15 protein-coding genes are annotated in these 18,942 nt (G+C 65.1%); 8 read left to right on the top strand and 7 right to left on the bottom strand.

Annotation, left to right across the window (positions count from 1 at the left end; all coding sequences use genetic code 11):
- The first annotated feature begins 110 nt into the window (after positions 1-110).
- From AC1DVZ_RS17745 to AC1DVZ_RS17735, 3 genes are all read left to right on the top strand, one after another.
- A complete protein-coding gene (locus tag AC1DVZ_RS17745) occupies positions 111-368 on the top strand; it encodes a hypothetical protein (protein ID WP_477619519.1) in 258 nt (85 codons plus the stop codon).
- 20 nt (positions 369-388) lie between these two features.
- Entirely contained in the window at positions 389-1,456 is a 1,068-nt protein-coding gene (locus AC1DVZ_RS17740; RefSeq protein WP_477619518.1) for a LacI family DNA-binding transcriptional regulator, read from the top strand.
- A gap of 254 nt (positions 1,457-1,710) precedes the next feature.
- Positions 1,711-1,911, top strand: a complete 201-nt coding sequence (locus AC1DVZ_RS17735) for a hypothetical protein (protein WP_477619517.1) — start codon at positions 1,711-1,713, stop codon at positions 1,909-1,911.
- Positions 1,912-2,007: 96 nt separating this feature from the next.
- Here AC1DVZ_RS17735 and AC1DVZ_RS17730 read toward each other — a convergent pair whose 3' ends face one another.
- On the bottom strand, positions 2,008-3,057 hold the full coding sequence (locus tag AC1DVZ_RS17730) for a Gfo/Idh/MocA family protein (protein ID WP_477619516.1): 1,050 nt from the start codon (positions 3,055-3,057) through the stop codon (positions 2,008-2,010).
- Positions 3,058-3,510: 453 nt separating this feature from the next.
- Here AC1DVZ_RS17730 and AC1DVZ_RS17725 point away from each other — a divergent pair, with 453 nt between their 5' ends.
- The 3 genes from AC1DVZ_RS17725 to AC1DVZ_RS17715 all read left to right on the top strand — a co-directional run bounded on the left by AC1DVZ_RS17725 (position 3,511) and on the right by AC1DVZ_RS17715 (position 8,488).
- Entirely contained in the window at positions 3,511-5,076 is a 1,566-nt protein-coding gene (locus AC1DVZ_RS17725; RefSeq protein ID WP_477619515.1) for a phytoene desaturase family protein, read from the top strand.
- Positions 5,077-6,330: 1,254 nt separating this feature from the next.
- Positions 6,331-7,548, top strand: a complete 1,218-nt coding sequence (locus AC1DVZ_RS17720) for a GNAT family N-acetyltransferase (protein ID WP_477619514.1) — start codon at positions 6,331-6,333, stop codon at positions 7,546-7,548.
- Positions 7,549-7,600: 52 nt separating this feature from the next.
- Entirely contained in the window at positions 7,601-8,488 is an 888-nt protein-coding gene (locus AC1DVZ_RS17715) for an SMP-30/gluconolactonase/LRE family protein (RefSeq protein WP_477619513.1), read from the top strand.
- Positions 8,489-8,632: 144 nt separating this feature from the next.
- On the opposite strand, the gene AC1DVZ_RS17710 is transcribed toward AC1DVZ_RS17715, so the two are convergent.
- The 4 genes from AC1DVZ_RS17710 to AC1DVZ_RS17695 form a co-directional block, all read right to left on the bottom strand.
- Positions 8,633-9,859, bottom strand: coding sequence for an NAD(P)/FAD-dependent oxidoreductase (locus tag AC1DVZ_RS17710; protein WP_477619512.1), 1,227 nt, complete (start codon positions 9,857-9,859; stop codon positions 8,633-8,635).
- A gap of 74 nt (positions 9,860-9,933) precedes the next feature.
- Positions 9,934-11,616: an oxidoreductase gene (locus AC1DVZ_RS17705; RefSeq protein WP_477619511.1), complete on the bottom strand. Its 1,683-nt coding sequence runs from the start codon at positions 11,614-11,616 to the stop codon at positions 9,934-9,936.
- Positions 11,617-11,891: 275 nt separating this feature from the next.
- Complete coding sequence (locus AC1DVZ_RS17700) at positions 11,892-12,542, bottom strand: leucine zipper domain-containing protein (protein ID WP_477619510.1); 651 nt, start codon at positions 12,540-12,542, stop codon at positions 11,892-11,894.
- Positions 12,543-12,713: 171 nt separating this feature from the next.
- A complete protein-coding gene (locus AC1DVZ_RS17695) occupies positions 12,714-13,238 on the bottom strand; it encodes a RidA family protein (protein ID WP_477619509.1) in 525 nt (174 codons plus the stop codon).
- Positions 13,239-13,851: 613 nt separating this feature from the next.
- Here AC1DVZ_RS17695 and AC1DVZ_RS17690 point away from each other — a divergent pair.
- Positions 13,852-15,081 (top strand): NAD(P)/FAD-dependent oxidoreductase, encoded by a 1,230-nt coding sequence (locus AC1DVZ_RS17690; RefSeq protein WP_477619508.1) that lies wholly within the window; start codon positions 13,852-13,854, stop codon positions 15,079-15,081.
- A gap of 399 nt (positions 15,082-15,480) precedes the next feature.
- Positions 15,481-16,176, top strand: a complete 696-nt coding sequence (locus AC1DVZ_RS17685; RefSeq protein ID WP_477619507.1) for a response regulator — start codon at positions 15,481-15,483, stop codon at positions 16,174-16,176.
- Positions 16,177-16,376: 200 nt separating this feature from the next.
- On the opposite strand, the gene istB is transcribed toward AC1DVZ_RS17685, so the two are convergent.
- The gene (istB, locus tag AC1DVZ_RS17680) at positions 16,377-17,198 is read right to left on the bottom strand and encodes an IS21-like element helper ATPase IstB (RefSeq protein ID WP_477619506.1); all 822 of its coding nucleotides are present in this window, start codon (positions 17,196-17,198) and stop codon (positions 16,377-16,379) included.
- Positions 17,195-18,751, bottom strand: coding sequence for an IS21 family transposase (gene istA / locus AC1DVZ_RS17675; RefSeq protein WP_477619505.1), 1,557 nt, complete (start codon positions 18,749-18,751; stop codon positions 17,195-17,197). Before istA ends, istB begins: the two co-directional genes overlap by 4 nt.
- Positions 18,752-18,942 lie beyond the last annotated feature (191 nt).

Here is an 18,942-nt window from a genome sequence, read left to right as displayed (position 1 = left end):
GGCCCCAACGATCTCGGCTCCACACCCCATTTGGCTGCCGACGGCAAACCTTCAGGCCCTGCCCTGACGCGATGAAGGCTCGCCTTGACCGATGAGTACAGGGGTCGCGCGTGCAGGCGTCGTCGGTGGTGGATCTCAGTCATGCTCATGGCGAGGTGACTGCCCGGAAGCGGGCGTGCCAGGTGGAGCGGCGCAGCCGGTGCACCACGGCAAAACGGCGGCGGTCGTTGGCGAGGCAAACCTTTGCCGTCCAGACGGTCGTGCTGGAGGTTCGCGGGGAGCCGGCGGGTACCGCCGCCGTGCTCCTCGCGGTCCTGCTGGCAGCTCTCTGGTTCGTCTGGCGGCTGCGGCGCAACACCGGCGTCTAGACCTCGACTGGGGGTATGAGATGACCACCATCGGCGACGTGGCCAAGGCCGCGGGCGTGTCCGTGGCCACCGTGTCCCGCGCGCTGCGCGGGGTGGACCGGGTCAGCCCTCGCACCCGTGACCGCGTCCTCGCCGCGGCCACCGAGCTGCACTACGTCGCCTCGCCTGCCGCCACCAGCCTGGTGTCGGGACGGACCCGTGGCGTGGGTGTCATCACGCCGTACTTCAACCGGTGGTTCTTCGCGACCGTGGTCAGCGGCATCGAGAAGGTGCTGCGCGAGGACGGCTTCCACGTGCTGCTCTGCGACCTCGAGGGACACACCTTCGACACGCGGCTGCCCATCACCCAGAGCATGCTGTGGAAGCGCGCCGACGGCGCGATCATCCTCAACGTCCCACCCGTCCCGGCTGAGCGTTCCCTGCTCGACCGACTCGGTATTCCCGTGGTCACTGTCGGCAACCGGCAGCCCGGTTGGCCGTCGGTGCGGATCGACGACCGGGCGGCCATGGCCCTCGCCACGTGCTATGCGATCGACCTGGGGCACCGCGAGATCGGGTATGCGGGAACGGTTCCCGCCTCGATCACCCACCTGCAGACGCCGTTCGACCGGCGGGACGCCTTTGCCAAGGTCATGTCGGACCACGGGCTCGCCTGTCCCGCCGAGTGGATCCTGGAGTGTGACTGGACCGCTGCCGGCGCCGCGGAGCACGCGGACCGGATGTTCGATCTCCCCCACGTCCCGACCTGCGTGATCGCCGCGTCCGACGAGATGGCGTTCGGCGTGATGAGCGCCGCCCGCCGGCACGGCCTGGACGTGCCGGGCGACCTGTCGGTCATCGGCATCGGCGACCACATCCACGCAGAGATCTTCGACCTCACGACGGTGCGCCAGGACGTCGAGGCACAAGGCCGGCGCGCCGGACGCCTCATGCTGGACGCCCTGCACGGCCGTGCCGCCGACACCGTCATCGACGACGTCCACGACGTCGAACTGGTCGTGCGTGGGTCCACCGCAGCACCGAGGCGGCGCGGCGCCCGCACTCGGACCAGGCGCACACCGGCCGCCGTCGGCACTCCGGCTTGTTGACGCCGCCCGCGCGCTCGCTGTGTCGGAAACGGGTCATGGGTCCCCAGGTTGCTGCTCTTGCTCGTCGTCGGCGACATCCTTGGCACCCTCATCTACGTGCTGACGGGCGCCGTGGCCAACGAAGTGAGGCCGCCGTGTGGGTGCCGTTCTCGCGGCCGCGGGCATCCTCATGATCGCCGCGCACTCCTGCCTGGAGCCGGTGACGAAATGCCCCCAGGCACCCGGAGCAGGGCTCTACACGCAAGGCCTTCGGTGTGCACTTTCTGATCTTCATCGTCTTCTTCACCCGCATGTGCGCGCATCATCAGCGCCCCAAGGCGTTGCGGGCGTTTGCCTCCAACCCTCGCGATGGGTTATGCCTCGACTTGGACAGCAGCAACCTCACCATGGTCATCGCCCTGTCCTTCACGGTGCTGGTGGCGGCTGTGAACTTCCGCGGCATGGGCGAAGCGTAAAGGCCAACATCGTGCTGACCTGCGTGAAGGATCCGGTCTGCTTCCAACTAGGGAAGGGTTCGCGTGGGTGCCAGGTCCGCACCGGCGCAGCTGCCGTTAAAGTCCGATCTCGACCGTCTCTCCGGTGCGAATGGAGAGATGGGCCGCCTCGATGAGTGCCGCGGTTCGCGCGGCGTCGGCTGCGGAGACGATCGGCTCGGCCATCCCGCGGGCGACGTCGACGAAGTGGGCGAGTTGGCGCGTGTAGGAGTCGCCGTGGCCCATTGGTGCATAAGTGCGGCTGAGCGGCCGTCGCCACTCGCCCTCCTCTTCGCCGGCGTAGCCGAAGAGGGCGAGGTCGGGGATCGACATGGCGCCCTCGGTGCCGGTGAGGAAGTATGCGGCGGAGTCGCGCTCATACGGAAGCGCGGTGGCGGGGTCGTTGGTGGCCTGGTCCCAGCCCCACGGAGAAGCGCCGGCATCGGTTCCGACAAAGCTGCCGAGGACGCCGTTCTCGAAGCGGAGGTTGACGGATGCGGTGTCTTCGACGACGAGTCCGCGTGTGGCCCTGCTCGCCATCGCTTGGACCATAGTGACCTCCCCAAGGAGGTAACGCAGCAGATCGAGGTCGTGCACGAGGTTGATGAACATGACCCCGCCACCGGGGGAGCGGCGCCACTGCTCGTCGAAGTAGGTTTCGTGCTTGCGTGCGGCCCACAGACCGCTTACCGCGACGAGCGTGCCGAGGCGGCCGTCGGCGATCAGGCTTCGGGCCGCGACGATAGACGGGTGGTGGCGGCGGTGGTGGCCGATCAGGAGTAGCCCAGACGTGCGCTCCACGGCCTCGACGAGCCGCAGCGCCTCGCGGTGCGTCGGCGCGGCTGGTTTCTCGAGGAACGCGGCCACGCCCGCGTCGAGGCAATCGATCGCCGTGTCGACGTGCAGGGTATTGGGGTTCGCGATGATGACGGCGCTCGCTAGTCCGGCTTCGAGGAGCGTGCGATGGTCCGGGAAGCGGGGCACGTCGAAGGCGTCGGCCACGGTGTTCGAGTGGGGATCTGCGACACCGACGATCGTCGTGTCGGAGTTCTCAGACAGCAGTTTCGCGTGCTGTCTTCCCATGTTTCCGGCGCCGATCAGGCCGACCCTCAGCGGTAAAGCACTCACGTGTCCCCATCATTCATTCTCTGCTCAGAGTAACAAAGTTACGTGCTCGATCGGGCGATTGGGCCAGGGTCCGGAGTTTGCCCCCGACCCCGCTCACAAGACCTTGACCCAGCGCTTGAATTTCCTTACCGTAAGTGTAACGGGGTTGCCATAACAATGGAGGAACGATGCGGCAGAGATCGGTTGATGCGGCCCTTCGGTGTCGCCGACTTGTCGCCGCGATTCCCCCCGGCCTTGCCCACCCTCGTCGGCGATCCATGCCGTGGGGTGAGGTAGAGCGGGGTCCGGGTCGGGGTTGGAGTCGCTTCCCGCGCCTCGAGAGCGTTGGGTAGCGCGCGCCCCTCAGCTATGCGGCGCTCGCCGCAGCTACCTGACCTGGTCGATGCGTGCGACATGGACGGACGTCCGTAAGCCCAGGTCCCTTCTCTCTCACCCCCGAACGAAGGCAAAATCGTGAATACACATCAAATCCACGACGCAGTGATCGTAGGTGGAGGCCACAACGGGCTGGTTACAGCCGCGTACCTCGCCCGAGCAGGGCTCGACGTTGTCGTGCTCGAGCGCCGCCACACGGTCGGCGGAGCGGTAAGCACCGAGGAACTTTGGCCCGCCCACCGCGTCTCCAGTTGCTCCTACATCCTGCACATGTTGCAGGACACCGTGATCGAGGACCTTGCCCTTCGCGAGCACGGTCTCGAAGTCATGAACCTGGACCCCAAGAGGTTCAGCCCGTTCCCCGACGGATCCTCGATCATGTTCCGTGCCTCTCGCGAGGCCACCTGCCGAGAAATTGCGAAGCTCTCGGAGCGCGACGCGAAGGGGTTCTTGGAATGGGAGGCATTCTGGGACCGAGCCGGTGCCCTCTTGAACCGCTATTTCCTGAATCCATACCCACCGACCGTGGACCAGCTCCGTGCACAACTCGCCGGAACCGAGGAGGGCTCGCTACTTGACCGGTTATGCAACGACAGCCTGACCCAGCTCGTGGACGAACATTTCGAGTCCGAGCAGGTCAAGGCGGCGGTGGCCAACATGGTGTTCCCGCCGACGATGTCCCCGGATGAGCCTGGGGTGCTGATGGGGTGCGCCGCGCTCGCACCTGGCCGGTTCGTCAATCCCCGCAATCAGGGCCTGCCGGTCGGCGGAATGGGCGCCGTGTCCGAGGCGATGGCGCGATCGGCCGTGGCTGCCGGCGCGCGGATTCGGGTCGGCGCTGAGGTGCGTCGCCTGCTGGTGACTGACGGGCGCGCAGAGGGCGTCGAACTGGTGGACGGACAACGGATCTACGCCCGCGTGATCGTCTCCAACGCCGATCCTAAGCGGACCTTCGGGCAGCTGCTCGCCCCCGATCAGGTTCCGGAGGTCACAGCACGCCGCGTTGAGCGACTGCGCACGGACTACTCCACGCTGAAGTTTCACGCCGTGGTCTCAGAACTGCCGGACTTTACTCGGTGGCTTGGACCCGACCACGACCCCAAGCAGCTGGCCCATATCGGCATCTGCCCTTCCATGGAATACCTGCGCGCCGCCGCAGAAGATGCCGCCGCCGGTCGACCGACCTCGTCGCCGCTGATCGCCATGCAAATACCGACCGTCTACGATGAGACCCTCGCTCCAAAGGGACACCACATCGTCTCTATGTGGGTACGCTTCGCGCCGACCGAGCCGGCGGGCACTTCGTGGGACGCCATTCGCGAGCGTGAGGGTCGTCGCCTGATCGACACGATCACAAGTTATGCGCCGAACTTCGAGCGCTCGATCATCGACTGGCTTCTGTATACCCCTGCCGACATCGAGCAGCGAGTCGGCATGACAGATGGCAACATTCACCACGTCAGTCACCTCGCGAATCAAATGCTTGGGGACCGCGGCTTCGGTGATGGCGGCTACCGCACGCCCATCGATGGCTTGTACCTATGCGGAGCAGGCACGCATCCGGGCGGCGAGGTGACCGGCGCTCCCGGTCACAACGCCGCCAGCGTCATCCTCGCCGACCGATTGGCGGAACGGAGTCATTGATCCCACAGTGTGGTGGGAGCGCCGGGAGGAGTCCTACCGATAATTCTTGACTAACCCCGGGCGTTTTGGCCCGGGGTTAGTCAAGGCCCCGCTCGCAGTCGAGCGACACGACGCTCTGTTGTGGATAGGCAACACCTTCGAAATCGCTGCAGGCCGTGCGCATCTAGTGCGGTTGGCGGGGCGTGGAGGCGTAGGTAATCTCCCGGTTCCAAACCCGCACGATGACGATCGCCTCCCGTGAATAGCTGCCAGGTCGCGAAGGCCCCAGCATCTGGGCGTAACCGGGCCCGCGTCTGAGCGTGCCCCTCCCGGCCCGTCCCAGCTGCTCGCGACCGAGCTGGCGCCTGCGGCCTACAAAGGGCTAGGACGGCGAGATGATCCACGCCCCACACGGGCCCCGGCACAGTGGCGTCAGAGGGGTCCTCCTTGGACTGAATTGCGATCGACCGGGCTGTGGGCCATGGGTCCGCAGGCACACAGGCGATATAGATCTGCCACCAACTCAGGATGCGCGCCTTGCGGCGTTATGCCGAGTCTCGCGAGGGTCCTCCGACATTCGGGTCGCTGAGATGTCGGCCCAATCGCCGCAGCGCCGGCTGTTCTTGATCGGCGCCAGTCTCGCGCATCGTATGGTTCCCATCGGGCGACGATATGCCAGCAGCGAAGGCGACGCGGGCAGCAGCGACAGCATTGACGGAGGCGATGGTCTCGCGGTCGGTGGTGTGTCTGGACGATGCAGCAGACGGGGGCGCAGGGGAGGCCCGACTCGTGCTCGATCCCGATTTCGGCCGCATTCTCGACCTGTCGTGGCGTTCCGCCAGGACCGCTGGCGACGCATGCGTACCGTCTAGGGCGGTTGCTTCGGTGGCCTTGAAATGGCGGGCCCAGCATTCGTTTGGCTTCGCGATGAAGCGCTCATGGTCTCTGCCACGTACATCGGTCCATCGCCTCCGTGCTCGCAAGGCGAGACGCCTGGAAGCGACCAGAACCGGTGAGTCGTTTGGGTCGCCATTTCCGCAGGAGCCGCCGTCGCCGCCGCCGCCCACTCAGCCGATTTCCCAAGATGGGCCTCGACAACACGACGCGGGAGTCCGTCGACGAGCGGAGACCCTGCCCTGTACCCTGACTCCAGGGCTACGTGTAACCGAGTTACTATGGAGATATCAGTTTGGAGCGAGCCTGTGACAGGCCAGACGGCAACTGGCCGCATCACCCTGGGCGGAGACAGCCGAACGAAGAAGGTAGGCGAGTATATTGACGGTCGAGTTGAGCGATTATGCGCAAACCGATGAGAATGGCTTCCGAGGCTGCCTCGAAGAAAGCTATCTCCGCAAATTTCCGGTGGATATGTGTGTCCCGGGCAGGCCGAAGTTCGCGCCGGAGCGCAGTATCGTGGCTCGCGATAGGTCGTTGGTCGTCGGGACAACATCGAGTTATGAGCTACTCATCGAGACCCCAGTCGGCGTCCAGGTCCCCGCGGCTGGTATCAGTCTGGTGAGTGTGCTTCCGACGCACCGCGGCCAGGGGATCATGAGCTCGCTGCTCACCGAGCAGTTGCGAAGACTCCGGGAATCGCACATTGCATTCGCTGCCCTCTGGGCATCTCACGCGGGACTTTACCCGCGTTACGGTTTCGGCCTCGCGGTCCCGTGCTTGGACTTGGCCGTCCCGTCCCGTACGTCGTTCGTCGACGCGTCGCTTGGCGGCGAAATGTCCATGCAATTCTGTTCCGTCGACGACGCCTTGGAGATTGGGTCACAGCAGTACGAACGTGTCTCCCGGCCCGGACGACTCGCGATGGACACCGCCGAGTGGCAGAGGCGGCGCGGTTCTCTAGTAGCGGCGGCGTCCGGGATGGTAAAGGCGGCTCTCGCGGTCGACGACGGCGCTGGGCCTCTAGGGGTCRTCATATATAGCGTCGAGGCGGCATGGGTGGCAGGAGAAGCGCGTGGTCGCATTGACGTTCACGAATTGCTTGCCGCTAATGGCGACGCGTACGCCGCTGTTTGGCGCTTCCTGCTGGATCAAGACTGGGTCTCGGAGATACGCATACTGAATCGGCCGGTGGACGAGCCACTGCTTGCGCTCGCGTCAAACCCCAGGGCTCTGAGCGTCCAGTATAGGGACGCCCTCTTCCTGCGGATCCTAGATGTGGGGCGCTCACTGCAGGCACGGACGTACGGGGAGGACATTGAATGCGTCCTCCGAGTCCGCGACCGTATTCTTCAGGACAACGAAGAGACTTGGGTGCTCACTGTCACTGGAGGGGTAGGTGAGTGCGTGAGAGTTCCATCCGCGACCCCGCAGGTAACGCTCTCTATCGATGCCCTCGGCGCTGCATTCCTTGGTGGCGTCACCTTCGCGTCTCTCGCTGGAGCGGGCAGGTTGCGTGTGCACGATGATGCTGCCGTACGGGCCCTGGACCGCGCGTTTGGGACACATCTAGCCCCGCACTGTCCGTTCATCTTTTAGCCGATGGGAAAGGCCGATGACGGAAAGTCGTACGCTTCCATGCTTTGATGTCGTGAACGAGGAATTCCTGAGCTGTGTCAGGATGGATGCTCGTTTCGAGATCCTGTATCGCGGGGCCGAGTGGGCCGAGGGCCCTGTGTACTTCCCTGCCGGACGATTCTTGCTCTGGAGCGACGTCCCGGCGAACCGGCTGATGCGCTGGGACGAAACGACTGGTCAGGTCGGCGTCTTCAGGGAGCCGTCTAACTTCGCGAATGGCAATACACGCGACCGGATGGGCCGTTTGGTGACGTGTGAGCACGGATCTCGGGGTCTGTCGCAAACGGAGCATGACGGATCCGTGCGCAGGCTCGTTGATTCGTACCGCGGCGCCCGCCTGAACAGTCCGAACGATCTTTGCGTAGCGCGCAATGGGGACATCTGGTTCACGGACCCCACCTACGGGATCGACAGTAACTACGAGGGGCATAGGGCCGACGGTGAGTTGGCCGCCCGGTTCGTGTTCCACTGGCGCGCTATAGATGGGGAGCTGGTGGGTCACGATCTGGGGTTGGTGCAACCAAATGGCATCGGGTTGTCGCCAGATGAAGCGACACTTTACATCGTAGATTCAGGAAGAACCCATGTCCCTGATGGGCCTCGATGCGTTGTCGCCTACTCGCTGGGAGCTGCCGATGGCGCTCCCCAGGACGGGCGAATGGTCGCCGAGGCTGACGTTGGGGTCTTTGATGGTTTCGCGGTCGACTCTGATGGCCGCCTCTGGGCGGGGGCCGGCGACGGGGTATATTGCCTGAAGCCCGACGGCACCCTCCTCGGGAAGATCATCACAGATAGGGCCGTGGCGAATGTGACGTTCGGTGGGCCGCGGGGCAACCGGCTGTTCATCTGCAGCACTGACTCGGTCTATGCGGTGAACCTGTTAGCGGCTGGCGCCTCGTGACAGCTCGGTCCGTGGAGATGGGTTGTGGTGCCCTGCGGATTGTGGGGCATGTGCGCGCGAAGCAGGTCGCAATCGTGAATGATTCTCCACCGGACAGCCAGCTGCGGACTTCCTGCGCACCTAGTGACCGTGCTGGGGCTATGCCTAATACTGCATTGTTCGGGGGGGCATTTTTCGATATACCTCCTCGTCGGACTGATACGTCTCAAGGTCAAACCGGCTAGGACAATAGTCAGACGTGTCCAACCAATCGCTCGAGCCGGTGACGCAAGTCTCAGCAACCAAGCGGCCTAGTCCTGGCCCGTGAGTGACTCCCGCCTCGCAGTCTCCGGCCAATACATGCAATCCGTCGAGCCCCGGAATGGGACCCACTACGTGGCGTCGGTCGGGCGTGTAGCACGGCATTCCCTGCACCCACCAAGCGATGGAAGTGTCGTGATCGGGCACAAGCCGCTGAAGTTGGGGCGAAAGGGCGGCCTCGAGCCGCGTTACCAGTTCGTGGCGACGGGGTTGTCCGGGATCTCCAACCGAACCACCAAGCGCAAACATTGGGGCGTAGCCGTCGTGATTGCCGTAGGTGAACCCGCCTCGATGCTCGCGAAGCCACAGGCCTGAAAGTTCCGGGACCATCACGGCCGGCATGGAACTGCTCACGTCCGAAGGAGCGGTGATGGCGCGTGTCCCAACCATGCGTACCAGGGGGATGTGCAAACCGACATCCGCGAGCAATTCGTTTGTCCACGCTCCACAGGCGAGCACGACCTGACTTGCACGCAACTTGCCGACCTCGGTCTCCACGCCGGTGACCTTGTCGCCGGACTTCAGGAGGCGAGTGACTCGGGACTGCGTGCGAATCACACCGCCCATGGCAGTCACTCGCTCACTCAAGGCTCGAGTAGCGCGGCCGGCGCTGAACTGAACTCCACGAGGGATGAGGACACCACCGACCACAGCATCGGCTGAAAGCACCCCGCCGGTTGCATCGCTGGTTTCCTTCGCATCCAAGGTGCGAACGTCGCGCGGAGCAAGTGGGTGCTGGACGATTCGGGCGATCCAGTTGTTCCAGGCGGCGTCGGTAGTTGCAACGAAGAGGGTGCCATTGTGTCGGTAGCCCAGGTCATCATGATCACGGGCGAGTCGGCCGTAGAAGTCCATGCCGTACTCTTCCAACTGAAGGTCAGCCTCGGTGAGAACGTCGTTGAATCCGGCCGCCCACAAGGCGGCGATGCCACCACCCGCACCTGAGGTGCCGCTGGCCGCCGTCCCGGCCTCGAGGACGACCACGTCGCTGACCCCGCACTCCAACAAATGAAAGGCGACGGCGTTCCCCAAAATGCCGGCACCGACAACAACGACCTCTGCCTGGTCCATGGCTCCCACTCATCTGCGATTCGGGCGTCGCGTGTCAGTTTGTACCTGTAGAGGTCGCGGCCGTCGTTGGGGCCCTACTCTTGCCGGACTCGTGCCTGGCGGGCCGCCAGATAACCCGTACGGACTGCCGCCTGGAGTCCTCGGGTGCCGCTACGGTCGCCGGCCATAATGATCGGCACCCCGAGGCGATCTAGCCCTGAAACGGGAGGGCGGCGGGGGGTGCGCAACATCCGAAAGAAGAACTTCCGGAGCTTTGGCACCGAGGCGAGCCTTCGTGAGCCGGGTACTTTCAAGAGGTGCAGCAGCCCGGGCACCCGGTATACGGCGCCGGTGGCGACGATGATCGTGGTGGGGGCTAGGCGCTGGATGTCGTCGGCGCTGTAGCGGCCGAACGTGGTGGAAACCCCTAGGTCGTTGGCGCGGCCCTCGAGATAGGCAAAGAAGTTTTCGAATGGCCACCGTGCTGTCTCAACCAGCTGGAAGTAGGGGGCCTTCCAGATTGAGTTCAGCCGCCCTCCAAGGCGATGGGACCGTTCCCAGAGATGGACCTCGCTGCCGGCCTGCGCGGATTCGATCGCCGCCATGAGGCCGGCGGGCCCGCCGCCCAGCACCAGAACCCGCTGTGCCGGGCGGCCTGGTGCTTTCTCGCGAGGGAATCCCAGTTCGGGGTTTACGACGCAGCTGACGTTTTCGCCGTTGGCCATGTTGGCGACGCAGGTGTTGCAGGCCAGGCACGGCCGGATGGCGTCGCTGCGACGTGTGGCAGCCTTGTTTGGCCACTCGGGGTCCGCGAGCAGGGCCCGACCTAGAACCACGAGGTCAGCGTCATTCGATTCGAGGACGCGCGTCGCGAGCGCCGGGTCGTGCAGCCGTCCGGCAACGGCGACGGGAATGTTGACGGTCTCCTTGATGCTTCGCGCGAGGGGGGTGAACAACCCGGGTGGGTAGGCCATCGGTGTCACGATGAGCCAGGGGAGTCGTTGCTGGCGGGCGGACCCCGCGGATACGCTCAACATCGCCACGCCGCAGGACTCGAGTTTGGATGAAAGCCACAGGGCGTCTTCGTGGGTGAAGCCCCCGTTCGCGAACTCATCGCCACTGAGCCGGAACGAAATCGGGACGGGGCCGACGGCGTTCTTGACCGCCTGCACGACCTCGAGCGCGAAGCGGGACCTGCCTTGGATGTCGCCGCCGTACTCGTCGGATCTGAGATTGTCGAGCGGCGACAAGAACTGCATTAGGAGGTAGTCGTGTCCGCCTTGAATCTCGATCATGTCGAATCCCGCTGCGACGCAGCGCGCAGCGGCAGCGGCGTAGGAGTCCACGATGCGCCGGATCCCGACTTCGTCGAGGGGGTTCGGATCGACCCGTTGGGTGTCGCCCTCCCAAACGAAGTGGGGCACGTTGCTGGGCGCGACGGCTTGATGCCCGGTCACGTCGGGCCGTGCGTGTGCTCCGGCGTGCCCCAGCTGGATGCTGCACAGCGAGCCAGCGGTATGGATGGCGTCCGTCAGAGAGCGCAGTCCGTCCAGGTACCGGTCGCTGTGCACCCCGACCTCGCGCGCACGGTGCATACCGTCGATGGTGGGGGAGGCTAGCTCGACCGTGATGAGCCCCGCTCCACCGCGTGCCCGCGCCACGTAGTGCTCGACCAGCTCCGGTGTCACCACACCCTCAGGTGTCGCGAGCCTGGTTGTCATCGGGGCCATCACCACACGGTTCTTTAGTGTCAGCCCTCCTACCTTCAGCGGGCGCATCAGCGCTGGTTCCTGTGCATGCATCACGTACATATGTAACAGCAATACATGTTGATAAGGCAAGTGATGAGAGGTCTCGACAACGCGAACTCCGCCAGAGGCCGCCGGAGTTCCACCGTCGGATGCGGGGCCTGTCGACACAATCCCCCGACTGATCGCGGTAACGATCGCGTCCGGCCCGATGGGCCCCCTCTAGGGGGAGGCCAGGGTGTCGACAAAAACCTTGACAGCCAAACGCCACCCCCACCAGGCCGCGTCCGGGCGCCCGCGGCCGTTCAGACATAATTGTGTCCCTTGGTAACAATGTTACGACCTGCGTCGCACCCGTAGGGATGACTGGCGATGAGCACCATTTTGTGTGATCGCCGATCCAGGACGCACTGTCTATCGCTACATACGGCGACGGCGTTGCGGACGACCGCGGTCGGAATCTCCTTGGTCTCGTCGTCCTGGGCCTCGACCCATGCGAGCGGCGAGTGGTCATCGATCACGGTGTGCAGGTAGCAGGTCCGATCAGTGGCTTGCTGTCCTTGCTCCTGCGTGCACCAGTGCGGGCAGGAGTCGCGGCACGATTCCTGACCCCTTGTCGCCCGCCCCAGATTGCGCCATCCCACGCCGTCGGGGACCTTGCCGAGCTCCCCACATCGACGTGGATCAGGTCCCCGGGACGCTCGTGCTCGTAGCGACGGATGCGTTCCCCGCTGACGTGTCCGACACGGTTGCCGGTGCGGTGCCGAGGACCGGTCCAGCATCCCGGCCGTCCCCTGCGCCCGATACCGTGCCGTCCATTTCGCCGCGGTCTTCCGCGACACGTCGTACCGTTCGGCTGCCCGCGCCGGTGGCCAGCCGTGGTCAACGATTAACTGTGCCAGTCTCAGCCGAGCCCGAAGCGACAGAGCAGCGTTGAAATGGGTAGCGTGAGCCACGAAGACCTGCTGTGTGAAGCGGCTTCTTAGACAGTCCCACTTCACTACGGGAGGTCTTCACCCATGCATCACCCCAGATCGTGTCGTGACACAAACTCGACCAACGTGCCGGACAACGCGGGCATACGGCGAGGCCGGTTCAAGGAACGCTCCAACGATGGAGATGTGACGCTATGCGAATGCAGCGGCTATTTCGATTTCAACGGGGACCCGTCGCGGCAACGACATCACTCCAACGGCGGTCCGCGCGTGCTCCCCGCGGTCCCTGAAGAGATCGACAAGGAGGCGCGACGCACTATCCGCCACAGTAGGTTGCCCGGTGAAGTCTGGAGCGCTTGCAACGAATACCGTAAGCCGCAGGAAGGCTGTAATCCGCTCCAGTTCGCCAATTGCATCTTCGATCGCAGCAAGACCGTTGAGGACGCACTGGCGCGCGCACTCCTGCGCCATCGCTACGTCCACTTCAGCGCCCACCGAACCCGTCGCGAGCAGCGTCCCGTCAGACACAGGTACCTGGCCTGACGTCACCACCATGCCATCCCACGCACGTGCGGGACTAAAGAGCGACGAGGGTCGAACGACTGCTGGCACACGCAGGCCCAATGAATGCAAACGGCTGGCGACTGTGGGTGCAGGTGCGCCGTTCGCGTCGGCATTCGGATCGCTAGGCACAGTGCGGTTGCCGTCGGGAAGCATGCACGACACGGTAGGGCAGGAGCGTGTGGACCAAATCATCCTCTCGGGAGGATCCTTCGAGCCGACAACGGCAATGGAGTCACGCGAGGAGACCACGCTTGGTTCTAGGCCAAGCTCTCGAAGGATGCTCCGCAAGTGGCTCTTGCCGTGGAGACTTCGATGCTGATTTGGCTAGCAATGTCTGGGGGTAGTCAGTCCCGCAGGGACAAACTGGAGAACCTCATCTGCACGACCGGTAATCGGTTCTTTCACTGAGAATAGGTTTGAGCGCACCAGTGGCCCTTGACCGTCCTCCAGGCCGAGAGTTCTCAAACCGCGATGGCGCTGCGTACCGCGTTAACGAAGCCCTCGACGCATGCGTCCCGCCCCTTGTTCGAACGCGCCAGTCAGCAGTGCGACCTGATCGATGGGACGAGTGAAATGCAGTGAACACCAGGATATTCGATGTGCAGCATTCATGAGGGAGACGCACAGTTCAGTCCCCCTCTGAGTTCCAGCCAACCTGACGGGCACCAGGACAACATCTAGATCCCACGTGATCCTCCCGCGGGTCCAGACAGGATCCTCCCGTTGGGGTGAGGTCGGCGAAGAGGATGCGCCATAGCGTCCTCATATGACATCCAGCGGAACGTCGTCGACCTCGCGCCACTTCGACTTCGTGGTGGTAGGCGCCGGCGTCGTCGGGGCTAGCATCGCCCAGTCATTAAGTCGCCGGGGAGCCAAGGTCCTGGTCATTGACAGGGCCGGCGGCATCGGTGGCGGCTGTTCGTACGCCAACGCGGCCATCCTGGCTCCGCATCACGTGTCCCCGCTGGCCACACCGACACTGCTTCGTGAGGCTCCATTGCAGATGGTGCGGCGACCGCCAGCTGTGTCTGTGCGGCCCGCCAGAGGCCTGGCTCCGTGGCTACTTCAGCTCGTCGCATCTGCTGAGCCCATCCGCTCACGCAGTGCGGCGGCTCGCCTCCGGGAGTTGGCCACCGCCAGCACGAGTTTGCACTGTCGCCTCGGTGACGAAGGCTTGAACCCCACATTGCGGAAGACGGGCGCTGTGGATGTCCATCTTCGCCCCGCTAAGTCCAAGGCGCATGGCCGCCTCGACGAAAATGAACTCCGCGCCCTTGAGCCGGCCCTTGCTGCGGGTCTGACGGGGACACACGACTCGGAAGAGTGGACGGTAGAAAGCCAAAGTTTCGTGCGCGCAATGCTCAACGATGCCACGGCCCATGGAGCTGAAGTCCGCTTCGAATCGGCGGTCAACCGCATGCAGCTGGACAATGGCCGGACCGCCGTTCTCACCACGACGAGAGGCAACATCCAAGCCGAGCATGTCGTTCTTGCGGCCGGTTTAGGCGCTCGAGATCTGGCGGCCGAGAGCGGAATCAACTTGCCGCTCCGAGGCGGCCGTGGCTACGTCCTGGACCTCACGCGCGACAGCAGGTCGCCAAGCATGCCGGTCCGCATCAAGGAACATCGGGTTGTTGTAACTCCACTGCGGGATCGCATCAGGATCTGCGGGTCCATTGAGTTCGGAAAGGAGGGACGGCCGGCCAACCTAAGCCGCCTCCACGGGTTGCGACGGGTGGCTGAAGAAGTACTTCCGTCCCTTCGTGGACAGGACGTCCTCGACCAATGGGCAGGAGACAGGCCATGCCTACCCGACGGTCTGCCTGCGATTGGGAGGTCCGAGGCGGTGCCCAATCTGTCGATTGCAACCGGCCACGGGATGTGGGGAATGATCCTGGCGCCCATCACGGCTAAGTTGTTGACGGAAGATTTGCTCGACGGCCGACGTGACGATGTGTTGGCGTGGCTGTCGCCCGATCGGTTTGGAACGCTATAGCGGAGCGAGCCGTGGTAGGGGCGGAGCAAGGGCCCGGCGAGCCCRCTTCGGCGACCTGCTTGACCAAGTCTTGGGGAGCCTGGAGCTCCTTGGCCGCGACCTAGGGCTCGTCCTGTGTGCAAGGCTGAGATGGGTTTGCAAGCATCATTGAGTGCGCGAGGCGATGGTGGGCCCCGCGCCGTGGGCGCGTCGCCGCAGTGCACGTAGGCGCGGTCATGGGAGTACTGAGGCTTGACCCCCTCAGAATGACAGTGACCGTATTACATCTGGCGCGTGCACCCGATCGGAGTTGAGTGACCTGTGACGCGAAATGTCTGGCTGCGCTGAGCGTTAGGAACGGTCTGCCGATGCTGTTGCCGGTGGTAACATCGTTACTCCCTGTCTTCAAGACTACCCAGGATGAAGGATGACATGGGCGGAGCGGCGAGTCCGGTCGGGCGATTGAACGGGAGTCGTAATGCCGGTGAGGTTGGCGGAGGAATTGTCGGGACAAAGTCGTTCACGGTCCTGGTGGTAGAGGACCACCCTGTCACTCGGCTAGGGCTGAAAAGCGTGATTGACGCACAAGCAGATCTCCGAGTGATCGCGGACACGCCCTCGGCGGACCAGGCCATCGAACTGGCATCGCGCCTTCGACCGGACCTGATCGTGCTGCCCCTGCGAATCGAGGGGGCGCTCAAAGGGGTCGAACTGTGTCGTGAGCTGGTCTCGCTCTCGCACAGCCCCAAGGTGTTGATCTACTCGTCGTACAACGCCCCCGAGCACGCATTCTCGTCGTTCCTCTCCGGAGCCCACGGCTTTGTCCACAAGGGCGAGGAGACCGGCCAACTAATCAAGGCGATCCGCGCGGCGCTCGGCGGCCGGCGCACCTGGTTACTCGGAGCGGAGCACAGCAGCAGGGCAGCACAGTTGGAGGGGCGTGTCCGGGCCTCCGGCCTCACCAAGCGCGAGCTAGAGGTGTTGGGACTGGTGCTGCAACGATTCAGCAACGGGCAGATCGCCAATGAGCTGTTCATCGAGCTGCCGACCGTCAAGACTCATATGCGAAGCATTCTCGGCAAACTTGGGATCCGCAGTCGACGTGAGCTCTTCTAATCCACTTAGCTGCGGTTCCCTGAACACCTGCCTACTGGATGAATGCGCGGAGCAGCGTTAGGCGTGGAGGCTCGCAAGTGTCAAGGGCCATTGAGTTCTGCCCAGAGGCGGTCGTGAGACCTGCCCGGTGACGGTCACGTGAACTGCCCGGTGGTGGCCATGGGATCTGCCCAGTTGCTGGCCACCAATGGCCCCGTTTCTCAGTTCAAGGGGTTCACCCCGTGGCCGGCCAGGGCTTGGGACAGGCGCACGCTTTCGCCGGTGGTCTGACAGACGTGGGCGTGGTGCAGCAACCGGTCGACCGTGGCGGTGGCCACGGTCTTGGGCATGAGTTCGTCGAACGCTGCCGGGTGGAGATTGGATGAGATGGCGATGGAGCGTTTCTCGTAGGCGGCGTCGACCAGGCGGTACAGGCCCTCGGCGGCGTCCTGGGCCACCGGCAAGAGGCCTATGTCATCAACGACCACCAGGTCGGCTCGCAGGACCCGGGCGATGGCCTTGGTGACGGTGTCGTCGGCGCGATGCCGGCGCAGCAGCACCCCGAGGTCTTCGAGGGTGAACCACGCGACGCGCAGCCCCTGCTCGACGGCGTGCTGACCGAGGGCCTCGAGCAGGAACGTCTTGCCGGTCCCGGACGGCCCGCACACCACGAGGTTCTCCCGCCGGTGGACCCACTCCAGGGTGCGTAGTGCTTGTTGGGTCGGGGCCGGGATCGAGGACGCCTCCGGCGACCAGGCCTCGAACGTCTTGCCGGTGGGGAACCCGGCAGCGGCGCGGCGGGTGGCCAGCGCGGAGCGTTCCCGGCCGGCGGCTTCCTCGCCGAACAAGGCGCGCAGCACCTCGACCGGTTCCCACCGTTGGGCCTTGGCGGTCGCGACGACCTCGGGGGCGCGGGCGCGGATATGTGGCAGCCGCAGCCGGCGCAGCAGGGCTTCGAGGTCGTCCGGCAGTGGCGGCGCGGTGGGGACACCGATCGCCGGGGTGCTGGCGTTCTTGGCCGCGGTCGTGGTGGCGGCGCTCATCGGACCGGCTCCTGCTCGCCGTCGTCCATACCGGCGACAGTTGCGGTGATGGGTGTTCCGAGGGCGGCCCAGCCGGCGGTGCCCTGGGTCAGGGACCCCTCCTCGCCAGCCCGGTGCGCGGCCTCGTGCGCCGCGGTCGTGGCGTGGTGGTCCAGGATCGAGGCGAGGTCGGCTTCGGCGAACCGGGCATGGACCGCGGCGTGCCCCAGCGCCCAGTCGACGTCCTTGGCCTCGAACAGCTTGGCCAACGTGACGGCCTGGGCCATCTTGAGGCGGATCTTGGTGGTGCCGGCGGCGGCGGCCTCGGTCAACCAGAGCCTCGCACCGTCTCCGAGGGCGAGGAACTCGGCCTCGTAGGCGTTGCGGGCCAACGGTTTACGCTCCAACGCCCCGGCCGGTGCGGGCGGGAAATGGGTGTCATCAATACGCGGCGAGCCTGGCGTGGCGCGCTGATGCCGGGCCACCTCGACCGGCCCGGACGGCCCGACGTGGACGATGATGACCTGCTCATCGGCGCCGCGACCATGCACCCGCACCCACACCGTTTGGCCAAGCAGGTGGGATGGGACCGAGTACTGGCCGCCCTCGAAGGAGACCATCGGCATGCTCGCCGGCACGCTCCGGGTCACCCCGAACGCCACGGTGTGCGGGACCGCGGGGACCGGGTGCAGCCGGGCCCGCTCCTCGGCCAGCATGTCGTCCGGGGCGCGGCGGGTGACCCGGTGGACCCGGGCGTTGACCAGCGCACAGAACGCCTCGCAGGCGGCCTCCAGCTCGGCGAACGAGTCGTACGCGTTCAGCAGGTTGGTGTCCTTGGGGACCAGATCGGCCTTGGCGATCTTCACGCTCGACTCCGAGCCGCCCTTGGACGCCGGGTCGGCCGCCACACACGTATGAACAGTTACCCCATAGTGGCGGGCGAACTCGACCATCGCCGGGTTGCGGACCGCGATGCCGGCGACGTGCTCGGTCGTGACGGTCTTCTCGTTGTCGGTCAACAGGTATGTGGGCGCGCCACCGATCCGGCGCAGCGCCACATCCAACGCGGCCATCACACTCGGGGCGGTCTTGTCCCGGATCGCCAACACCACCCGGAACCTCGACCAGGCCAGCCAGGCCACGAACAGCGTCGTCCGCACCCCGTCGATGACAGGGCCGTCGCCGAAGTCGTACTGAAGCCACATCCCCGGCTCGGTCACCCACGGCCGGTGCACCCGCACCCGCCCCAGCCGGTAGTCCCGCTTGACCGCCGCGACCGCCCGGCGGGTGGTCCGCTGCGATCCGGTGTAGCCCAGCGCGGCCAGCTTCTCGTGCGCGACGTCCGCGCGCAGCCTGCCCTTCGAGCGCTCGATCCACTCCTCAACCTTGGGCAGGAACTCATCGACCAGCTGCGGCCGCGCCGCGGGCCGCCCGGACAGTGCCCCGGCCTCCCGGGCGGCGACATACCGGGCGACGGTGTGGTGCGAGACCCCGGCCAGCTCGCCGGCATCGCGCAACGACCCGGTCAAATCGAATGCTTCCAACATGTTCATGATCTCCTCGGCAGACTTCACGGTGTCCCTCCTGGGGTCGGCAGGCGCTTCAGCACCGCCAACCGCACTCCAGGAGGGGCCTCAGCCGCGGGACGCGACGAGGCAGACGAACTCGTGTCGGGCAGATCTCATGACCGCCAGCGGGCAACTCTCATGTCCGCCACCGGGCAGCCTCGTGGCCGTCTCCGGGCAGTTTCTCGTGGCCGCCCTCA

This window comes from Pedococcus sp. P2_E5, from assembly GCF_056403895.1.
Note: the sequence above shows the minus strand (reverse complement) of the source record. Positions and strands in the feature narration are given on the sequence as shown.